The following is a 16,175-nucleotide window of genomic DNA, read 5'->3' as shown; positions in this document are numbered from 1 at the left end:
ATACTTTCAAATCATTTCGGTAGCTCTTAGCTCCTCGGCGCTAAGGCTTAAGCTGTAATTCGTATTCTTAGAATATGGTGGGGGAGCTGCTTCACCAGTGGTTTCGGAACCAATGTAATGAATCAACTCCTGTAATTTTTCAGGACTCTTCCCATAGTCAGCCACTTCTCCTTCTACCGTGTTATCAGCCCATTCCCGTTCATTGGTAAACTCAATTTTCTGGCTGCCATCTGTTAAAGTGACTTGAACCTCATCTGCATTTTCTATTAAAGCCAGTAAGAAAAGGGCGTTTGCCCGGAACGTATCGGATGCGGCTGAACTTTCACTATTGTAATCGGAAAGGGATTGTGTTGGAACAGAATATACAAGTGTAACCTTATATGGTGGGGAAGAAGTTTGTAATTCAAAATGGTCATATTTAATGCCCATTGGAACAGGAAGCAAACCGATCAGTTTTCCGACCGCGGCATTATCACCCACATACTTCGTACGTGCATTCCATAAATCTTTAATCGGGTATGCTGTGATTATCGTTTCTCTTGGCTCTAACTGGATTGTGGTAGCCTTTGCCCTTGTGGGATAACTTTCCTGGATTTCACCTATAAAGAGCGACACATGGTCACCTTCGGAGAAATAATCAATGGATATTATAATTGGTTCCTCTTTGTTGATCACTGTCTGAAGATTTGCATCCTTCCAGCTTACAATACAATTATCACCAATGGGACTATTGGTGTCAATTCCCTTTACTGTGATGGTCTGATTGGATTTGTCAATTTTAAGTATGGTTGCATTGACACCGGCAAATCCGCCGGGCAGATCCTTTGGACTCGTTGTTAAGCCAGTAACCACTAAAACAACGGTTAGCACGGCAACGAAAACCGTCCAAAACCTGGGCTTTCTATAATTCAGCACGTTTCTAATTCTGCCTTTTGTATCGCCTTCGCCAAAGGCCAGAGGTGTACCACTTACTATTCTTCTCCCCGTCGCAAGGGTCAGAAGGGAGGCAGAATAATCCTTTTTAACATCATCACCCAGCCGTTTAATAACTGCTTCGTCGCAGGACATCTCCATATCTTTGCCGCTGAGAAAAAATGCGCCCCATACAAAAGGGTTAAACCAATGGACACAAAGTAGCAAAAAGCTAATGAGCTTGAAAATGTGATCAAGCCGTTTAATATGTGTTTGTTCATGAAGCAGAATATAGTTTCGCTCCGTAGCGTTTAAATTAGAGGGAAGATAAATCTTTGGGCAAAAAATACCCATGACAAAGGCGGTGTCAATCCTGGACGAAATGAAAATATTATCTCGATACAGGGTGGCATTCATTAATTCTTTATTTAGGCGAAAGAGCGCAATAAGACTATATACCAGCAAAGCTGCAACACCAAGTAACCACATATGACTAAAGATTACTATCCAGATCTGTAATGGATTCGCGCTGGTTTGGGGTGTCGCAGCCGGAAGAATCGCATTAACAGAATGATTGATTACGCCAATACCGGTATCAGCTTTTGGCGTTTGAATATAGAGGATATCCTGTGAGATTGCATTTGCCTTTGCAGGCAGAAGACTAAATATGCTCTCAAAGGAAAACGGGCAAATCAAACGGAACAGAACCACAGACCACAGCATATAGGAGAATACTTTTGGTGCTTTTTGTAAAACAATTCTTACAACCAACACAAAGGCAATGACAATACCTGCTGTGATACTCATGTTTAAAAGTTGTAAAAATACTGATTCCAACATTGCTATTCCTCCTTATATCCATCAATCAGGTGCTGTATTTCCTCAATTTCTCTGGAATTCAGTTTTTTTCTGCGGGTAAATGCCGCCAAAAACTGTGGAAGCGAGCCAGCGAAAGCCTCAGACAGAAACTGTTCGCCCTGTGCGGCTCCAAACTCATTTTTGGACATTAACGCTGTGACCGTGCCGTTATTATTTTCAAAAAGCTTACGCTCACACAGTCGCTTTAGCATGGTGTAGGTTGTTGTACGTTTCCAGGCAAATTCTTTTTCACATAGTTCTGTGAGCGTGCGGGAGCTGACAGGCTCATTTGCCCAGATCATGTCAGCGAATTTCTGCTCCATCTCACCTAATTTATATTGTTCCACTGAATTATCCTCCTGTCGAATCTTATTAGACTAAGTTAGTCTAACACAATTAGACAAAGACGTCAACAATGAAGTTAAATGAAAGAGAAAGTAACGAATTACTCAGGTTCATACCTGATCTCTCACTTTACAAGAGAATAATAATATGCTATCATAAACCAAAATTTTACAAGGAAGGAGAAAGGGCTATGCTTTATGATAATTCAAGCTTGACTTCGCCGGAACCTGAAAATGAAAAGCTATTTGAGATTGTAAAAAGATACGGCAAGAAAGTAACGTATCCGGCTAAAAAGCTATTTCTGGAACCTGGAGATATGGTAGAAGGGGTGTATTATATCTGTGAAGGAAGGACCCGTCATTACATGGTAGATCTGGAAGGAAGGGAAAAAGTACTGTATACATTGAGTGCAGGCTGGTTTTATGGAGAAGCGCCCTGTTCCCTACAGGAGCCTACCGGACTTTATTCAAAAACGGAACTGAAAACCGTCATGTATAAAATTGGTATGCCCGAATATAGAAATCTGATTGATAATGAAAAAATCTTCCGTGATGCTGTATTAAACAGCTATGCAAGGAAAGTTCTCATTTTAAGGCATGAAATAGAGAACATTACTTTTTACTCCTGTAAAAACAGACTTCTTCGCGTTTTCTGCACGACAGCAGACACTGCAAAAGTATCAGAAGGAAAATGGTATGACCTGCGGATGAATTATACTCATTATGAGTTGAGCATTATTGTGGGAGGGGCCAGGGTGAATATTAGTAAAATACTGAACGAAATGTGCTCGGAAGGAATAATACGCATACTAAATCGCAATATCCAGCTGAATGCGGAAGAATATAACCGATTTACCCTTAATCATATCGAATAAATATGTTTATTTTCTTAGCAATATTAATTGAAATATAAATTAATAAATTTATAATATTAAGTTTTAATTGAGATTAATTACAAGAACAACCGCCGATTATTAATAAAATAAAGTATGGCGGTTTTTTTGTAGTAATTGCTACAAGTTTGCAATTCTTTCATTGTTGTTTTTGAGATAGAATCAACCGTTTACTTGCGATAGGATGAACAGGCATAAGGACAGCGAAGTCCGTGTAGTGATACATGGGCTTTTCATTTACCCAAATTCAGTAGAAAGGATGGAGGCAGCAGTGGTTTACAAAAAAATGGCTATAGAATCGTTTTATTACGGGTTCAATAATTTAACTATTAGATAATAACATATATTTGTAGTATTCTTGTATGTATATTGAATCGTAAATTCAGATTGAGGAGGATATGGAATGATAAATTTGACAGGGTCATGGGTGGCAATGCCCACACCATTTACAGAAGATAATAAGGTTGATTATAAAGGTTTTGAAACCTTGATCGAAAGACAGATAAAGTATGGCACGTCCCAGTTGTTTATTCTTGGCTCAGCAGGAGAGGTAACTCTTTTGTCCCAGGAAGAAAAGAAAGAGATCGTTCATGAAGTGATCAAAATGACAAAGGATAAAATTCCTGTATTTTTTTCTGCAGCTTCATTGACAACAGAATCCAGCATCGAGTTTGCAAGATATTGTCAGGATGAAGGAGCAGACGGTGTCATTTTTACGGTACCGCCATATGTACTGGTTCCTCAGGCAGCTGCATTTGCCCATCTTGATGACTGTATGAGTGCGGTTACTATTCCATGTGGAATATATAATAATCCCTCCAGACTTGGAGTTCAGATAACACCGGAATCGATTCGCGCCTTATCGGAAAAACATTCTCATTTTGTAGTGGACAAAGAAGCAACTTCCAGTGTGGAACAATTGGTGCAGGTTCAGAGACTTTGTGAAGGAAGGGTAAAGATAATGTGTTGTGATTATCCAAAATACTCCATTGTGATTCCGACTCTGGGCGTGGGAGGAACAGGAACAGCAAATATTGGAGGGAATATTATTCCAGAAGAAGCGGCTCTTTACTCAAGACCATGGACAAGCATGAAAATCGTTGAGGAAGGAAGAGCAGGATATTATAAATGGTTTCCGCTTCTCCAGGATCTTTATGCATTTTCTAATCCCATAGTCATTAAAGCGGCACTCAATATTTTGGGACTGCCCGGCGGGCACTTACGCAGACCATACCAGGATCTCGGCGGTTCCAGGCTGCAGGATTTGGAAAAGTTAATGGGCGAACTGGGAGTTATCGATAAATACGGCGTAAAGAGATAAGGGTTTAAAACAGAAAGGGACGAGCAGATGATCATTCAATTTGAAAACGTAGAGAAAACCTTCAACAGCAGGAAAATGCAGGTGAATGCCTGTAAAAACATTAATCTGACCGTGGATGAGGGGGACATCTTCGGGGTGGTAGGTTACAGCGGAGCCGGAAAATCCACCTTGATCCGAATGGTAAATGCTTTGGAACGGCCCACATCTGGTAAGGTAGTGGTAAATGGAGTTGTGATCAATGAACTGAGAGGAAATGAGTTGAGAAAAGCCAGAAAAGATATATCCATGATTTTTCAGCAGTTTAATCTGGTAAATGCAAAAACCGTTTATGAAAATGTGGCCATGCCTCTGATCCTAAACCATACGCCAAAGGAAGAAATTAAAAAAAGGGTGAAGGAAATACTGGAATTTGTAGAGCTGACTGATAAGGCAGATACATATCCCGGGAAATTGTCAGGGGGCCAGAAACAGAGAGTGGGAATTGCCAGAGCACTAACAACCAATCCAAGTATTCTTTTGTGTGATGAGCCAACCAGTGCGCTGGATCCGAAAACAGCAGATTCCATCTTGAATCTTTTAAGGAAAGTCAACCAGGAATTGAATATAACAATTATGATCATCACTCACCAGATTAATATCGTACAGAAAATATGCAACAAGGTAGCCGTCATGGAAGATGGCTGTGTTGTGGAAATGGGAAAGGTAAAGGAAGTTTTTTCAAAGCCAGTGCAGCCCATTACAAAGGCATTTGTGGATACAGTAGTAGACCAGTCCATTCCAGAAACCATTTTTGTGGCGGCAGCGGCAGAAACCGGAAATTCAAAAATTGTGAAGATACGGTGTTTAGACGGAAATGTCTGTGATACCTTTACACCCAGCTTAAGAGAGCACTTTACCGCAGAGATAAAAACACTTTTTCTGTCAGTAAATGAAATGCAGGGTTCCGTTCTCACCATTATAGGTCTGCAGATTAAGGGAACAAGGGAGGAAATCGAAGAAGTGCTGGTATATCTGAGAGAGAACTATGAATATGAGGAGGTGGCAGTATGATTGAAAATTATTTAAAGGTTCCGGGTTCTACCATAGCACTTGCTGCTTCCCAGACCCTATACATGGTCGGCTGGTCTCTGGCTGCGGGTGCTGTTCTCGGAATGATTCTGGCTATTATTCTGGTGCTTACAAGACCTGATGGACTTCTGGAAAACAGAATCATATTTTTTATTTTCAGTACCACGGTTAATATTGTGCGAAGTGTGCCGTTTATCATTATGATGGTTGCCATCATGCCTCTTACAAAGCTGGTGGTCGGTACGAGGGTCGGTACGATAGCAGCCCTGATTCCATTAATCGTCCATATCGCACCTTATCTTGCCAGGCTTTTCGAAAGCTCTTTATTGGAAGTCAATACGGGAATCATTGAAGCCGCCCAGTCTATGGGTGCCACCACTCCCCAGGTGATCTGGTATTTTCTTATACCAGAGGCAAAAGCTTCTCTCATTCTCGCTTTAACCACTGGAACCATCGGGCTTCTGGGTGCCACGGCCATGGCAGGAGCCATTGGTGCAGGCGGAGTTGGTAATCTGGCGCTTACCTATGGATATGAAAGGCTTAACATGCCGTTAATGATAGTGACCGTAATTATACTGGTGGTTATTGTTCAGCTGATACAGAGTCTGGGCAATGTCATTGCCCGTGAACTAAGACATAGTTAAAAGGAGAGAAAATTATGAGAAAATTACACAAGAGATTAGTAACAATTGCAGCAGGTGCGATCATCGCTTCTTCCTTAAGCGGCTGTGCAGGATCTAAAACAGCAGCTCCTGCGACAAAGACGGATCAGCCGGAAACAACCACGACCCAGGCGGAATCTTCAAAAGCGGAGACAGAAGCAGCCAGTGAGGCAACCGGTGCCAAAGATCATCCGGAAATCAAATACAGAAGAATGCCTACCGCAACCAGTGATTTATTTGAAGCAGGAATTGTCCCCATTCTGGAAAAGAAAGGCTACAAATTTACGCCGGTAGAAATCACAGATTCCGTTCAGAGAGAAATCGCATTAAGTGAGGATGAAATTGACATGCATGTGGATGCTCATACTGCTTACATTAACAATTTCAATAAAGACCAGGGGACTGAACTGGCTGCAGTTCTTGCCATACCTACAGTTCCTACGGGAATTTACAGCGGTTCCAAAGACAAACTTGATAACATTGCAGACGGCGATAAGATTGCATTCCCAAATGACGCTTCCAATGAAGCCCGTTCACTGCAGCTATTAAGTGAGATCGGATTTATTACGATGAACGAAGGTATTGAGCCTACCAAGTATACTCTTGCAGATATTAAGGAAAACCCACATAAACTGGAATTTGTAGAAATGAAAGGCGGTACCATTGCAGGGGTGAGAACAGATTTTGCATTTATTATTCTCAGAGGTTCAGATGCTTATAATGCAGGGATAGATTTTGGTACAGCTCTGGCAGCAGAATCCCAGAAGGACATTCTTGCTGATAATATGATGCAGGTAATAGTAAATGGTAAACATAAGGATGAGGCCTGGGTTCAGGATGTGAAAGCAGCGTATCAGTCCGAAGAATTCAAAGAATTTATAAAGACCCAGAGTTCTTTCTGGATTCTGCCAGATTATTTAAAATAAACGGAAACTTAATGTAAAAGGCGGATTCTTTACAGAGTCCGCTTTTCTGGATATGAGGATACGACATTGAACATACTCAAACTGATATCTGATATTGAGGCAAATATCTATGAAATCTATAAAGTCATTCATGAAAACCCGGAGCTGGGAATGGAAGAATATGAGACAAGCCGGTTAATTCGGAAAGAACTGTCAGAACAGGATGACTGCGATGAAATTCTTTCAATTGGAAAAACGGGTCTGGTAGCAGTGTTAAAAGGAGAAAAGGAAGGGACGAAACATTGTCTCCTTTTAAGAGGAGACATGGATGCCCTCCCAGTAAACGAAGATCAGGATCACTATCCCAAAAGCAAAAATGCGGGGGTGATGCATGCATGCGGGCACGATGCCCATACCGCTATTTTACTTGGGACTTTGCGAACCATGAAGCGATATAAAGCGTATTTTTCCGGTACCATTTATTTCTTTTTTCAGCCTGCAGAGGAAATACTAAAAGGAGCAAAGTCTTTATTTCTCTCAAAAGAGATTGATTTTGATACTATAGAAGGTGTGGCGGCCTGCCATGTAATGCCCGATTTATACGCCGGCGATATCGGATTAAAAACGGGAACCACACTTGCCAGCGCAGATCATTTTGACGTTACGGTATTAGGAAAAGGCGGACATGGAGCTCATCCGTATACCACCATCGATCCGGTTGTGATTGCATCGGATATAATCATACAGCTTCAAAATCTGGTTGCAAGAGAAGTAAGTGCGTTTGATTCGGCAGTGATTTCTGTCTGCAGTATTCACAGTGATGGAGATACCTACAATGTGATTCCGGACCGTGTGCGGCTAAAAGGAACTCTAAGAGCACTGACCAAAGAAACAAGAGAGCGTTTGTCTGCCAGAATTGTGGACGTTTGCTCAAAAGTAGCACAAGCGGGTCGTGCAGAGGCGGATGTCCGGTTTGAGGAGGGACCGCCTCCGTTTCGAAACGATGATCTCTGGGTGGAGAGGACAAAAAGAATGGCAGACCGGCTTTTAGGAGAAGATCATGTAAAGATGTTAGACATCGTCACCATGGGAGCAGAAGATTTCGCGTTTATCAAAGATAGGTATCCTGGTGTTTTTGTCAGAATCGGATGCCGAAGCGAAGGAAAAGAATTCACGCCCATACACAGCAGCAGGTTTACAGTGGACCGGAAAGCTTTGTCTGTAGGAATAAAAACAATGTGTGGTATTGCTCTGGACTTTTTTGAGATAGAAAAAGATGTTTATGGCATATAAAGGTGAAAAAATAATATGGTAAAGCAATTATATGAAGTAACGGTAAAGCAGGGACAGGATATTAAGACTGTAATTACCGAATATATTCTGGATCATGGCTGGAAAAACGTATACATCACAGGGGCTGTGGGAAGCGTGATCGATATGGTATTTACGGCTCCCACTCAGAACCATTTACCCCTGCGATGCGGCAAAACGCCAATTAGCGGTGCAGCAGAGATTATCAGCATGTGCGGAGAAGTTATGCCGATCGAACAGATGGATCCGGATCTGGAAGATGTTTATCCAGATAAGGACAGTCCTCTGTTTGTACATATTCATGCGGCATGTGCGACTGCCGGAGGTCATGTGTTCGGAGGAGGCTTAAGTGGCGGCAGAGCATTTCGGGCTTTAAGAGTGTTTATGACCCCTCTTGAAGGGGAAGGAGAAGAATTTAATGATTGATTTGTGGAAAGAAAGGGTATCTTTAAGGCGTTATGCACCAGAAACCGTCCGGGAAGAAGATATGGAAGCAATATTGAGTGCAGTTTTAAGTTCCCCTACTGCCGGAAACCAGATGTTGTATTCCGTCTTAAAGATTGAAGATCAGAAAGCAAAGGAGAGGATAGCTGAACTTTGCAATCAGCAAAAATTTATTGCTGCAGCACCAACTGTTCTGGTATTTTTGGCAGATCAGTATAAATGGTATAGCTATTACGGATTGAACGGTGTGCCGGAATATGCAGGGGAAGAGGGAATTGTCTATCATCCACCCGGTCCGGCCGATCTGCTTCTCGCATTTGAGGATACTATGATAGCGGCACATAGCGCTGTGATAGCGGCAGAGAGTCTGGGAATAGGGAGCTGCTATGTGGGCTCATCGCTGGTAAATGAAAAAGAACTGGCAGAATTTTTAAACCTTCCGGAATATGTAGTGCCCTTGATGGTACTTCCTATGGGATATTACCCAAAGAATTTTAAACGGGTTCACTCCCAGCGTTTTGAGAAACGTTTTGTCGTATTTAATGAAACGTATCACAGGTTGAATAAAGAGGAACTGAAAGAGATGTTCCGTTGCAGGGAAGAACAATATTCTCGTCATGCGGAAACTCAGAGTAATAAAAATTTTGCTCAGTTTTACTATATAAAGAAGACTGGGAGTTCATTCATGAAGCGTATGGCCCAGTCTCTGGAGCGTATCTCTTATAGATGGAATAGTAAGCATGCTCTTTCTAAAAAAACAAAAAATACCGCGCAGTAACCTGTTTATATTCTTCATAAGCTATGCCGAAAGCAGTAGGAAGAAACCGTTCCTCCTCAAGAATCTGAAGATGAAGCACCACCACACACAACAGTATGAACATTAACTGGACAGGATTGGAAAAAGCAAGTCCAAAGCCTATATAGAACAGGTCAAAACCCAGAAAAGCCGGATTGCGGCTGATGCGGTAAATTCCGCTTTTTACTAGTGATGTGCGCTGGATAGCATCAATACCCGCCCGCCAACTGGTTTTCATGCATACCATGGCTGTAATAAATACACCAGTACCTAGGAAAGCAATACTGATTCCAGCGAAGCGGATAATTGGAGATGTCAGGACCAGATAACCTTTTTCCATCACCAGGAGGCTGATTAGTTGCACGGCTGCCATGGAAAAAGTTGCAAGCTTAAGAGCTGTTTCAATTTTGAATGTACGTGCGAGTTTATTGCCGCGGCCAAGGCGGTTTGTATTAATGCCCTTTCTTTTCAATAAAACTTGTTTACATAAGTAACTGCCATAAAACAAAATCAATACAATGAAACCTAACATGTTTAATGGATCCATATTGTTGCCCCTTTCTATTAAATCTTCAGACTTCTCAGCAGAGTTATTTAGGAGGTGCTATTCATAGCACCTCCTGTGAAATCAGTCTTTTGTCCGCAGCACCCGCATTGCGTTGAGAATTGCAATCAATGATACGCCCACATCTGCGAAAACCGCTTCCCACATAGTGGCAATACCGAAGGCGCCAAACAAAAGAATGATACCTTTTACGCCAAGTGCAAATGCAATGTTCTGCCAGACGATCCGTTTTGTTTTGCGCGCAATGGCAATGGCTTCCACAAGCTTTGTGGGTTCATCCGTCATCAGCACTACGTCTGCCGCTTCAATGGCAGCATCCGAGCCCAGACCGCCCATGGCAATTCCAATATCCGCACGCGCCAGTACGGGGGCATCGTTAATGCCGTCTCCTACAAAAGCCAGTTTGCCTTTTGCAGGTTTGTTTTTATCTAAAATCTCAACCTGTTCCACTTTTTGATCGGGAAGCAGCTGGGCATGAACCTCACTAAGACCCAGCTCATTTGCAATTGCCTCAGCAATTTGTACATTATCTCCGGTCAGCATGACAGTCTTTCGTACTCCGGCTTCCTTAAGGCGTGCAATTGCCGCACGGCTGTCGGCCTTAATTTCGTCGGCAATAACAATTGCTCCGGAAAAGATTCCATTCACCGCCACATAGACCTTCGTACCAATTTCATCATTTTGCTGGAAATCAATGTTTTCACGCTTCATCAGTTTATCATTTCCAGCAAGAATCACCGATTCATCAGATATGACACGTATGCCATGGCCGGATATTTCTTCATAATCACGCAGAGCGTCCTTTTCTATTTCACCGCCATATGCTTTCATAATGGAACGTGCAATGGGGTGGTTGGAAAAGCTTTCGGCTTTTGCTGCATATTCCAATAGTTGCTCTTTAGTAGTTTCACCGGCAGGGTACAGGCCGCTGACTTCGAAAACACCTTTTGTAAGTGTACCAGTTTTATCAAACACAACAGTATCAAGACTGTTGAGCGCTTCCAGATAGTTGCTGCCCTTTACCAGGATGCCCCGTTTGGAAGCAGCACCGATTCCTCCAAAAAAACCAAGGGGGATCGAAATAACCAGTGCGCAGGGGCAGGAGATTACAAGGAAGATGAGTCCGCGATTAATCCATTCCGTCCAGGTGCCACCAAAGAACAGCGGAGGAATGACGGCCAGCAGGAGTGCAAGCCCCACTACAACCGGCGTATAGTAACGGGAAAAGGTTGTGATAAAGTTTTCAGAGGGAGCTTTTTTGCTGCTGGCATTCTCGACCAGATCAATAATTTTTGCAACGGTTGATTCGCCAAATTCCCGGGTTACCTCCACCGTCAGAACACCGCTTTGATTAATGCAGCCTGCCAGCACCGCTTCCCCTGCTTTCACAGAACGGGGAACCGATTCCCCCGTTAGTGCGCTGGTGTCCAGCATGGATTTGCCATCTGATACCGATCCGTCTAGCGGGATCTTTTCACCTGGGCGAATCAAAATGATATCACCGATTTTAACCGTGTCAGGCGCCACCTTTTCTATATCATTGCCCCGCTTTAAATTGGCGTAATCGGGGCGGATATCCATAAGTGATGTAATGGATTTTTTTGACTTTTGCACTGCGGCATCCTGAAAATACTCACCAATCTGATAAAAAAGCATTACTGCAACGCCCTCTGGGAAATCACCGATTGCAAATGCCCCGATTGTTGCAACACTCATCAGAAAGTTTTCGTCAAAAATCTGACCTTTGGTAATATTTTTAAACGCCTGCCAGACAACCTCTCCGCCAAGGATTAAATAGCTGATTCCAAATATAGCAAAGTGATATGTGACTTCATCTGGGAAAGCTTTTTTCAGTACCAGACCTGTTGCAAACAGAATGATACCGGATATCAGCTGTATGATTTTTCTCTTGTTCAATTCTCCGCCTTCATGCTCGTGTGCATGATCATGGGAATGGCCGTGGGAATGTTCATGATTGTGTGCCATATTAATAACCTTCCTTCCTTTTATCGCTAAAGTAAATTTTTACTGTTGAATGATCCTTCAATTGTATTATAATTGAATATATGTTCAACTGTCAATATGAAAATCGAATATTTTAAAAAAATTATAAATTTATGGTTTTACTTTTAATATGTTCCAGTACTATTATGAGGTGATTCTGACTTACATAAAGCAGAAAAGTACTGGTAATGTTGAGATAATAATTAGTTTAAAATATTTACAATCGGAAAAATGTTACGGTATGTTGCAGATTAGTGGCAGAAAATGTCAGAACAATAGTAATTGTGACGTTTTTTTGTAATTATGCAAAACATTATGGAATAATATGCCAAAATATGGTATATTTCATTATATTAGAAGAAATCTGATTTGCTTCTAATTAAAATTATTATTATATAAAAGTGGAGGATACAAAAGATGTATTGTAAAAATTGTGCAAAAGAGATTGATGACAAAGCAGCCATCTGCCCACATTGTGGTGTAGCACAGACATCTCAAGTGGTTGATAATGGCGGTTTTGGGTGGGGACTTTTAGGCTGCTGTATTCCATTAGTAGGATTAATTCTGTTTCTGGTTTGGAAAGATTCAAAACCAAAGACTGCGAAAGCAGCAGGTATTGGCGCATTAATTAGCGTTGTTTGCTTGATTCTTTTTTATGTATTAGTGTTTGGACTGGGACTTCTGGGTGCTATGGCGGGTTATTAAAACCGGCGGCCCTACTTGTTATGAGTGGTTTTTTCTATCGATGGCTCCCAATTTTTTTTGGCTGCCATTGCAGGGCGGAACGTTCATTTTTTCTGAATGGAAAGCAATTTCCGATTTGTGCAAGATGTACCGGTGAATTGGTGGGGATCCTGTTATTAGGAATATCCTATGCCATGTATCACCCACCAATTTTATATGCTTTGATTTTCTTGATTCCCATGATACTTGACGGTGGCATTCAGTTACTGACTAAATATGAAAGCACCAATATCAGGAGGTTTTTAACCGGCCTGTTTTTTGGATATGGTCTTTTTTATCTGTTTCTGACAAGTATGATTGCTACATATTGGTTTGGATATCATATGGTTTAGGCGGATCAGTTAAATCTGGCAAATGAAAAAAGGCAGGAGCAGACACGAAGACGATGAAGTGTAACTTGGTGAGGAACGCTATTTTATGGCGACTCATCAATAAAGTTCATCCGATTGGCGTCCGGTCCTGCCTTTTTGATTGGCAAACGAAACACGATCAATCGGTCACAATATGATATCTAAATTTTAAGGGAGAATGATATATGGATAAAATAATAGGAGGCGCCTATTTGAAGTTAAAAAGTAATCTTGATCAAAAAGATTATGAATTGATTCACATGCTTGAAATACAATGCGTCAAAAACGATCAAATCACTCTGAAACTTGAACTGGACTATAAACTGAGTGATGCTCAAAACAGAGCGGCGGATATCGTTATTTCTGATATAAATGAATTCATGTATTTTAGCGGTGAAGAATTAATCGGCTATATGGGGATATGCAGTTTTGGAGGAATAACACAACCATTGGAGATTACAGGAATGGTACATCCTATGTACAGACGTCAGGGGATTTTTTCAAAACTGATGGAACTGGTCATTGCAGAATGCAGAAGAAGAAATGCAGAAGGAATTCTGGCCTTGTGCGATAAAAAATCCATTTCCGGCCAGGAGTTTTTAAAAAAGATCAGTGCTGTTTATAAATTTTCCGAATTTGAAATGTATCTGAATCATAAATCTTATGAGACGGTGGAAAAACAGCAGCCTTCTGGTATCACATTCAGAAAAGCGGTCAATGCAGACGCTTCAGAGATATCCCGGCAAAACATGATTTATTTTGGTGATGATTGGGAAGAAGAAAATGAGGATACTGAAGATAGGGGTATTCTTCTGCCCGAAGAGGAAGAAAAACGAGGCATGACTATCTATATTGCTGAAAAGGAAGAAGGGGTAATCGGGAAGGTAAATCTTCAGATGTCTGATAGTGGTACTGGCGGAATCTATGGTCTTGGTGTACTGCCTGAGTTCAGGGGAAAAGGGTTTGGACGGGCAATTCTCATTTTTGCAGTAGAAAAGCTGAAAGATGCAAAAGCCACAGAGGTGATGCTTCAGGTGGCTGCGGAAAATGGAACGGCTCTCAACTTATACAAATCCTGCGGATTTCAGGAAACATCGGTTATGGATTATTTTGAGTTAAAGTAAATGTGAAGAAGGAAACGATCACAAAATGGAGAATCCAGTTAATATAACACAAAAACTAAAAGCGTTGTCAAAGCATCCACTGATTGAATTGTTAAAGAATAACAAGGGAAATCCAAAGACTCTGATTTTAATGGAGCCTCTCTGGGGAATTCCCTATAATTTGATTGCACCTTTTGCCACATTATATATGTATACACAGGGAATAACAGACGTTCAGATTGGTTTGATATTATCGATTTCCATGGCTGTTCAGGTGCTTTTTTCTTTTACTGGAGGGATCCTCACTGATAAGCTGGGGCGTAAATTCACAACCATGATGGGGGATTTCTTCGGCTGGGGTGTTGCCTGCCTTATATGGGCTGCTTCTGGTAATTTCTGGTTCTTTTTAACAGCAGTTTTATTTAACAGTTTTGAACAGATTAACCAGACTGCGTGGTACTGTCTGCTGATAGAAGATGCAGACTCCAGGGATTTAATCGGAATCTATACATGGGTAAATATTGGCGGTCTGATTGCAATCTTCTTTGCCCCCATTTCTGGATTGCTGATCAATACCTTTTCTGTGGTCCCGGTTGTACGTGTCCTATATGTTGTTTTTGCTGTAAATATGCTGATTAAAGTGATTATTACGTTCCGGTATTGTGAAGAAACCCGGCAGGGGAAGATTCGCATGGCTGAAACGAAAAACACCTCTGTCTTTCAGATGATTTATGAATATAAGGATTTAATACCAAAAGTACTGGTGAATAAAGAGATTGTGAAAGTGCTGATTGTCTGTGTAATATTACATATAGCAAATCTGGTAAACACCAGCTTCTTTAGCCTGTATGTGACGCAAAGGCTGGGAATTGCAGACCGATATCTTGCCTTTTTCCCAATTTTAAATGCCGCTGTAATGCTGATTTTCATGATTGGTGTACAGCACCGTTTGGAATCCGTGAAATTTCGGATACCAATGTGGATCGGACTGGTATTATATGCCGCGTGCTCCGTTCTTCTGATCCTGACTCCTATTGGCAGTATGCCGTTTATTATCGTCTATGTTTTTGTTGGGGCGGTGGCAGGCGGACTTGTAATGCCTCGCAAAGATGCCCTGCTACAGCTAAACATCAATCCCGATGAACGGGCTCGCATTAATGCTCTTATTATGTCATTTACTATTGCATTTGCTTCTCCCTTTGGTTACCTGGCAGGCTGGTTGTCCAGTATAGACCGCCGTTTACCATTTATATTTACATTTACAATCTATACCATTGCAATAATCATTGTTGGTAAAATCTGCGATCCTGAATTTGCAGAAGAGTGATATAGTCTCCATAAAATATTCCAGGTAAAAAAAACTGGGAGTTTTAAAGGGTTAAATCTGCAGCTGTAACAGATGCCCCTTTAAAACTCCCGGAAAAGTTATTAATTATAGTTTTTCAGGTCTAAATTGTTTGCTTAACTGTCTCAATTGTAATTTCCAGAACTCTGGTCAGAAATGGAAACTTCTCTTTCATCATATCAAATTCAGAGCCGGATTCCAGAAAATCTGCGGTTCCATTGATCAGAAATCCTGCTCCCATATGTTTGTGCCCCATTACTTCTTTGCTTCCTAATGTGACCAATACACGGTTATTATGTTCTATGTTCTTTTGGGTTTTGCGCATTCCGGCAGCAGGGATAAACATTTTGTTGTTTTCTATGACAACATATGAATTCCATGTATTAACGACATGTGGTTCGTCATTTCCGCTGGATACAATTGCTACTACACCCTCGTGTCTAATAACTTCATATAATTTTTCGTTGGACATATGAAACCTCCTGTAGTTTTTAAATTGACAGTTTTGCAATTTAAGTATAATATTGAATTGGCATGTATGGAAGAGCCA

17 protein-coding genes are annotated in these 16,175 nt (G+C 41.4%); 12 read left to right on the top strand and 5 right to left on the bottom strand.

Going from position 1 to position 16,175, the window contains the following annotated elements:
- Positions 1-6: 6 nt before the first annotated feature.
- Complete coding sequence (locus ABS301_RS08885; RefSeq protein ID WP_349671883.1) at positions 7-1,752, bottom strand: M56 family metallopeptidase; 1,746 nt, start codon at positions 1,750-1,752, stop codon at positions 7-9.
- Positions 1,753-1,754: 2 nt separating this feature from the next.
- A complete protein-coding gene (locus ABS301_RS08880) occupies positions 1,755-2,117 on the bottom strand; it encodes a BlaI/MecI/CopY family transcriptional regulator (protein WP_349671882.1) in 363 nt (120 codons plus the stop codon).
- A 188-nt stretch (positions 2,118-2,305) separates the two neighbouring features.
- Between ABS301_RS08880 and ABS301_RS08875 the strand changes: the two genes are divergently transcribed.
- The 8 genes from ABS301_RS08875 (at position 2,306) to ABS301_RS08840 (ending at position 9,496) form a co-directional block, all read left to right on the top strand.
- Positions 2,306-2,989: a Crp/Fnr family transcriptional regulator gene (locus ABS301_RS08875; RefSeq protein WP_104433960.1), complete on the top strand. Its 684-nt coding sequence runs from the start codon at positions 2,306-2,308 to the stop codon at positions 2,987-2,989.
- A 421-nt stretch (positions 2,990-3,410) separates the two neighbouring features.
- Complete coding sequence (locus ABS301_RS08870; protein ID WP_349671881.1) at positions 3,411-4,328, top strand: dihydrodipicolinate synthase family protein; 918 nt, start codon at positions 3,411-3,413, stop codon at positions 4,326-4,328.
- 27 nt (positions 4,329-4,355) lie between these two features.
- A complete protein-coding gene (locus tag ABS301_RS08865; protein WP_349671880.1) occupies positions 4,356-5,378 on the top strand; it encodes a methionine ABC transporter ATP-binding protein in 1,023 nt (340 codons plus the stop codon).
- The gene (locus ABS301_RS08860) at positions 5,375-6,040 is read left to right on the top strand and encodes a methionine ABC transporter permease (protein ID WP_349671879.1); all 666 of its coding nucleotides are present in this window, start codon (positions 5,375-5,377) and stop codon (positions 6,038-6,040) included. The genes ABS301_RS08865 and ABS301_RS08860 overlap by 4 nt, the downstream gene beginning before the upstream one ends.
- A gap of 14 nt (positions 6,041-6,054) precedes the next feature.
- A complete protein-coding gene (locus ABS301_RS08855) occupies positions 6,055-6,984 on the top strand; it encodes a MetQ/NlpA family ABC transporter substrate-binding protein (RefSeq protein WP_349671878.1) in 930 nt (309 codons plus the stop codon).
- Between the two features lie 66 nt (positions 6,985-7,050).
- On the top strand, positions 7,051-8,256 hold the full coding sequence (locus ABS301_RS08850) for a M20 metallopeptidase family protein (RefSeq protein ID WP_349671877.1): 1,206 nt from the start codon (positions 7,051-7,053) through the stop codon (positions 8,254-8,256).
- Between the two features lie 15 nt (positions 8,257-8,271).
- Positions 8,272-8,700 (top strand): PCC domain-containing protein, encoded by a 429-nt coding sequence (locus ABS301_RS08845; protein WP_349671876.1) that lies wholly within the window; start codon positions 8,272-8,274, stop codon positions 8,698-8,700.
- Positions 8,693-9,496 carry a nitroreductase family protein gene (locus ABS301_RS08840; protein ID WP_349671875.1) on the top strand — a complete coding sequence of 268 codons (804 nt, stop codon included), beginning with the start codon at positions 8,693-8,695 and terminating at the stop codon, positions 9,494-9,496. The genes ABS301_RS08845 and ABS301_RS08840 overlap by 8 nt, the downstream gene beginning before the upstream one ends.
- Here ABS301_RS08840 and ABS301_RS08835 read toward each other — a convergent pair.
- Together ABS301_RS08835 and ABS301_RS08830 are read right to left on the bottom strand one after the other, a co-directional pair.
- Positions 9,468-10,061 carry a methyltransferase family protein gene (locus ABS301_RS08835; RefSeq protein WP_349671874.1) on the bottom strand — a complete coding sequence of 198 codons (594 nt, stop codon included), beginning with the start codon at positions 10,059-10,061 and terminating at the stop codon, positions 9,468-9,470. The genes ABS301_RS08840 and ABS301_RS08835 overlap by 29 nt on opposite strands.
- An 81-nt stretch (positions 10,062-10,142) precedes the next feature.
- Complete coding sequence (locus tag ABS301_RS08830) at positions 10,143-12,065, bottom strand: heavy metal translocating P-type ATPase (protein ID WP_349671873.1); 1,923 nt, start codon at positions 12,063-12,065, stop codon at positions 10,143-10,145.
- Between the two features lie 435 nt (positions 12,066-12,500).
- On the opposite strand from ABS301_RS08830, the gene ABS301_RS08825 reads away from it, so the two are divergent.
- From ABS301_RS08825 to ABS301_RS08810, 4 genes are all read left to right on the top strand, one after another.
- Positions 12,501-12,788: a zinc-ribbon domain-containing protein gene (locus ABS301_RS08825; protein WP_349671872.1), complete on the top strand. Its 288-nt coding sequence runs from the start codon at positions 12,501-12,503 to the stop codon at positions 12,786-12,788.
- 20 nt (positions 12,789-12,808) lie between these two features.
- The gene (locus tag ABS301_RS08820; RefSeq protein ID WP_349671871.1) at positions 12,809-13,159 is read left to right on the top strand and encodes a DUF2085 domain-containing protein; all 351 of its coding nucleotides are present in this window, start codon (positions 12,809-12,811) and stop codon (positions 13,157-13,159) included.
- 203 nt (positions 13,160-13,362) lie between these two features.
- Positions 13,363-14,301: a GNAT family N-acetyltransferase gene (locus ABS301_RS08815; RefSeq protein ID WP_349671870.1), complete on the top strand. Its 939-nt coding sequence runs from the start codon at positions 13,363-13,365 to the stop codon at positions 14,299-14,301.
- A gap of 25 nt (positions 14,302-14,326) precedes the next feature.
- Complete coding sequence (locus ABS301_RS08810; protein ID WP_349671869.1) at positions 14,327-15,607, top strand: MFS transporter; 1,281 nt, start codon at positions 14,327-14,329, stop codon at positions 15,605-15,607.
- Positions 15,608-15,728: 121 nt separating this feature from the next.
- Here the strand turns inward: ABS301_RS08810 and ABS301_RS08805 are convergent, their stop codons facing one another.
- A complete protein-coding gene (locus ABS301_RS08805; RefSeq protein WP_349671868.1) occupies positions 15,729-16,097 on the bottom strand; it encodes a pyridoxamine 5'-phosphate oxidase family protein in 369 nt (122 codons plus the stop codon).
- Between the last annotated feature and the right edge of the window lie 78 nt (positions 16,098-16,175).

The organism is Lacrimispora sp. (genome assembly GCF_031982545.1).
Taxonomy (GTDB): Bacteria; Bacillota; Clostridia; order Lachnospirales; family Lachnospiraceae; genus Lacrimispora.
The sequence above is the reverse complement of the archived record's forward strand: the minus strand, read 5'-3'. Positions and strand labels throughout refer to the sequence as shown.

Bases quoted from the DNA above. Each gene is read 5' to 3' on its own strand.
- ABS301_RS08870 (WP_349671881.1), top strand. From the start codon at position 3,411: ATGATAAATTTGACAGGGTCATGGGTGGCAATGCCCACACCATTTACA.
- ABS301_RS08820 (WP_349671871.1), top strand. From the start codon at position 12,809: ATGAGTGGTTTTTTCTATCGATGGCTCCCAATTTTTTTTGGCTGCCAT.
- ABS301_RS08805 (WP_349671868.1), bottom strand. From the start codon at position 16,097: ATGTCCAACGAAAAATTATATGAAGTTATTAGACACGAGGGTGTAGTA.
- ABS301_RS08845 (WP_349671876.1), top strand. From the start codon at position 8,272: ATGGTAAAGCAATTATATGAAGTAACGGTAAAGCAGGGACAGGATATT.
- ABS301_RS08815 (WP_349671870.1), top strand. From the start codon at position 13,363: ATGGATAAAATAATAGGAGGCGCCTATTTGAAGTTAAAAAGTAATCTT.
- ABS301_RS08865 (WP_349671880.1), top strand. From the start codon at position 4,356: ATGATCATTCAATTTGAAAACGTAGAGAAAACCTTCAACAGCAGGAAA.
- ABS301_RS08885 (WP_349671883.1), bottom strand. From the start codon at position 1,752: ATGTTGGAATCAGTATTTTTACAACTTTTAAACATGAGTATCACAGCA.
- ABS301_RS08855 (WP_349671878.1), top strand. From the start codon at position 6,055: ATGAGAAAATTACACAAGAGATTAGTAACAATTGCAGCAGGTGCGATC.
- ABS301_RS08810 (WP_349671869.1), top strand. From the start codon at position 14,327: ATGGAGAATCCAGTTAATATAACACAAAAACTAAAAGCGTTGTCAAAG.
- ABS301_RS08835 (WP_349671874.1), bottom strand. From the start codon at position 10,061: ATGGATCCATTAAACATGTTAGGTTTCATTGTATTGATTTTGTTTTAT.
- ABS301_RS08830 (WP_349671873.1), bottom strand. From the start codon at position 12,065: ATGGCACACAATCATGAACATTCCCACGGCCATTCCCATGATCATGCA.
- ABS301_RS08875 (WP_104433960.1), top strand. From the start codon at position 2,306: ATGCTTTATGATAATTCAAGCTTGACTTCGCCGGAACCTGAAAATGAA.
- ABS301_RS08840 (WP_349671875.1), top strand. From the start codon at position 8,693: ATGATTGATTTGTGGAAAGAAAGGGTATCTTTAAGGCGTTATGCACCA.
- ABS301_RS08825 (WP_349671872.1), top strand. From the start codon at position 12,501: ATGTATTGTAAAAATTGTGCAAAAGAGATTGATGACAAAGCAGCCATC.
- ABS301_RS08860 (WP_349671879.1), top strand. From the start codon at position 5,375: ATGATTGAAAATTATTTAAAGGTTCCGGGTTCTACCATAGCACTTGCT.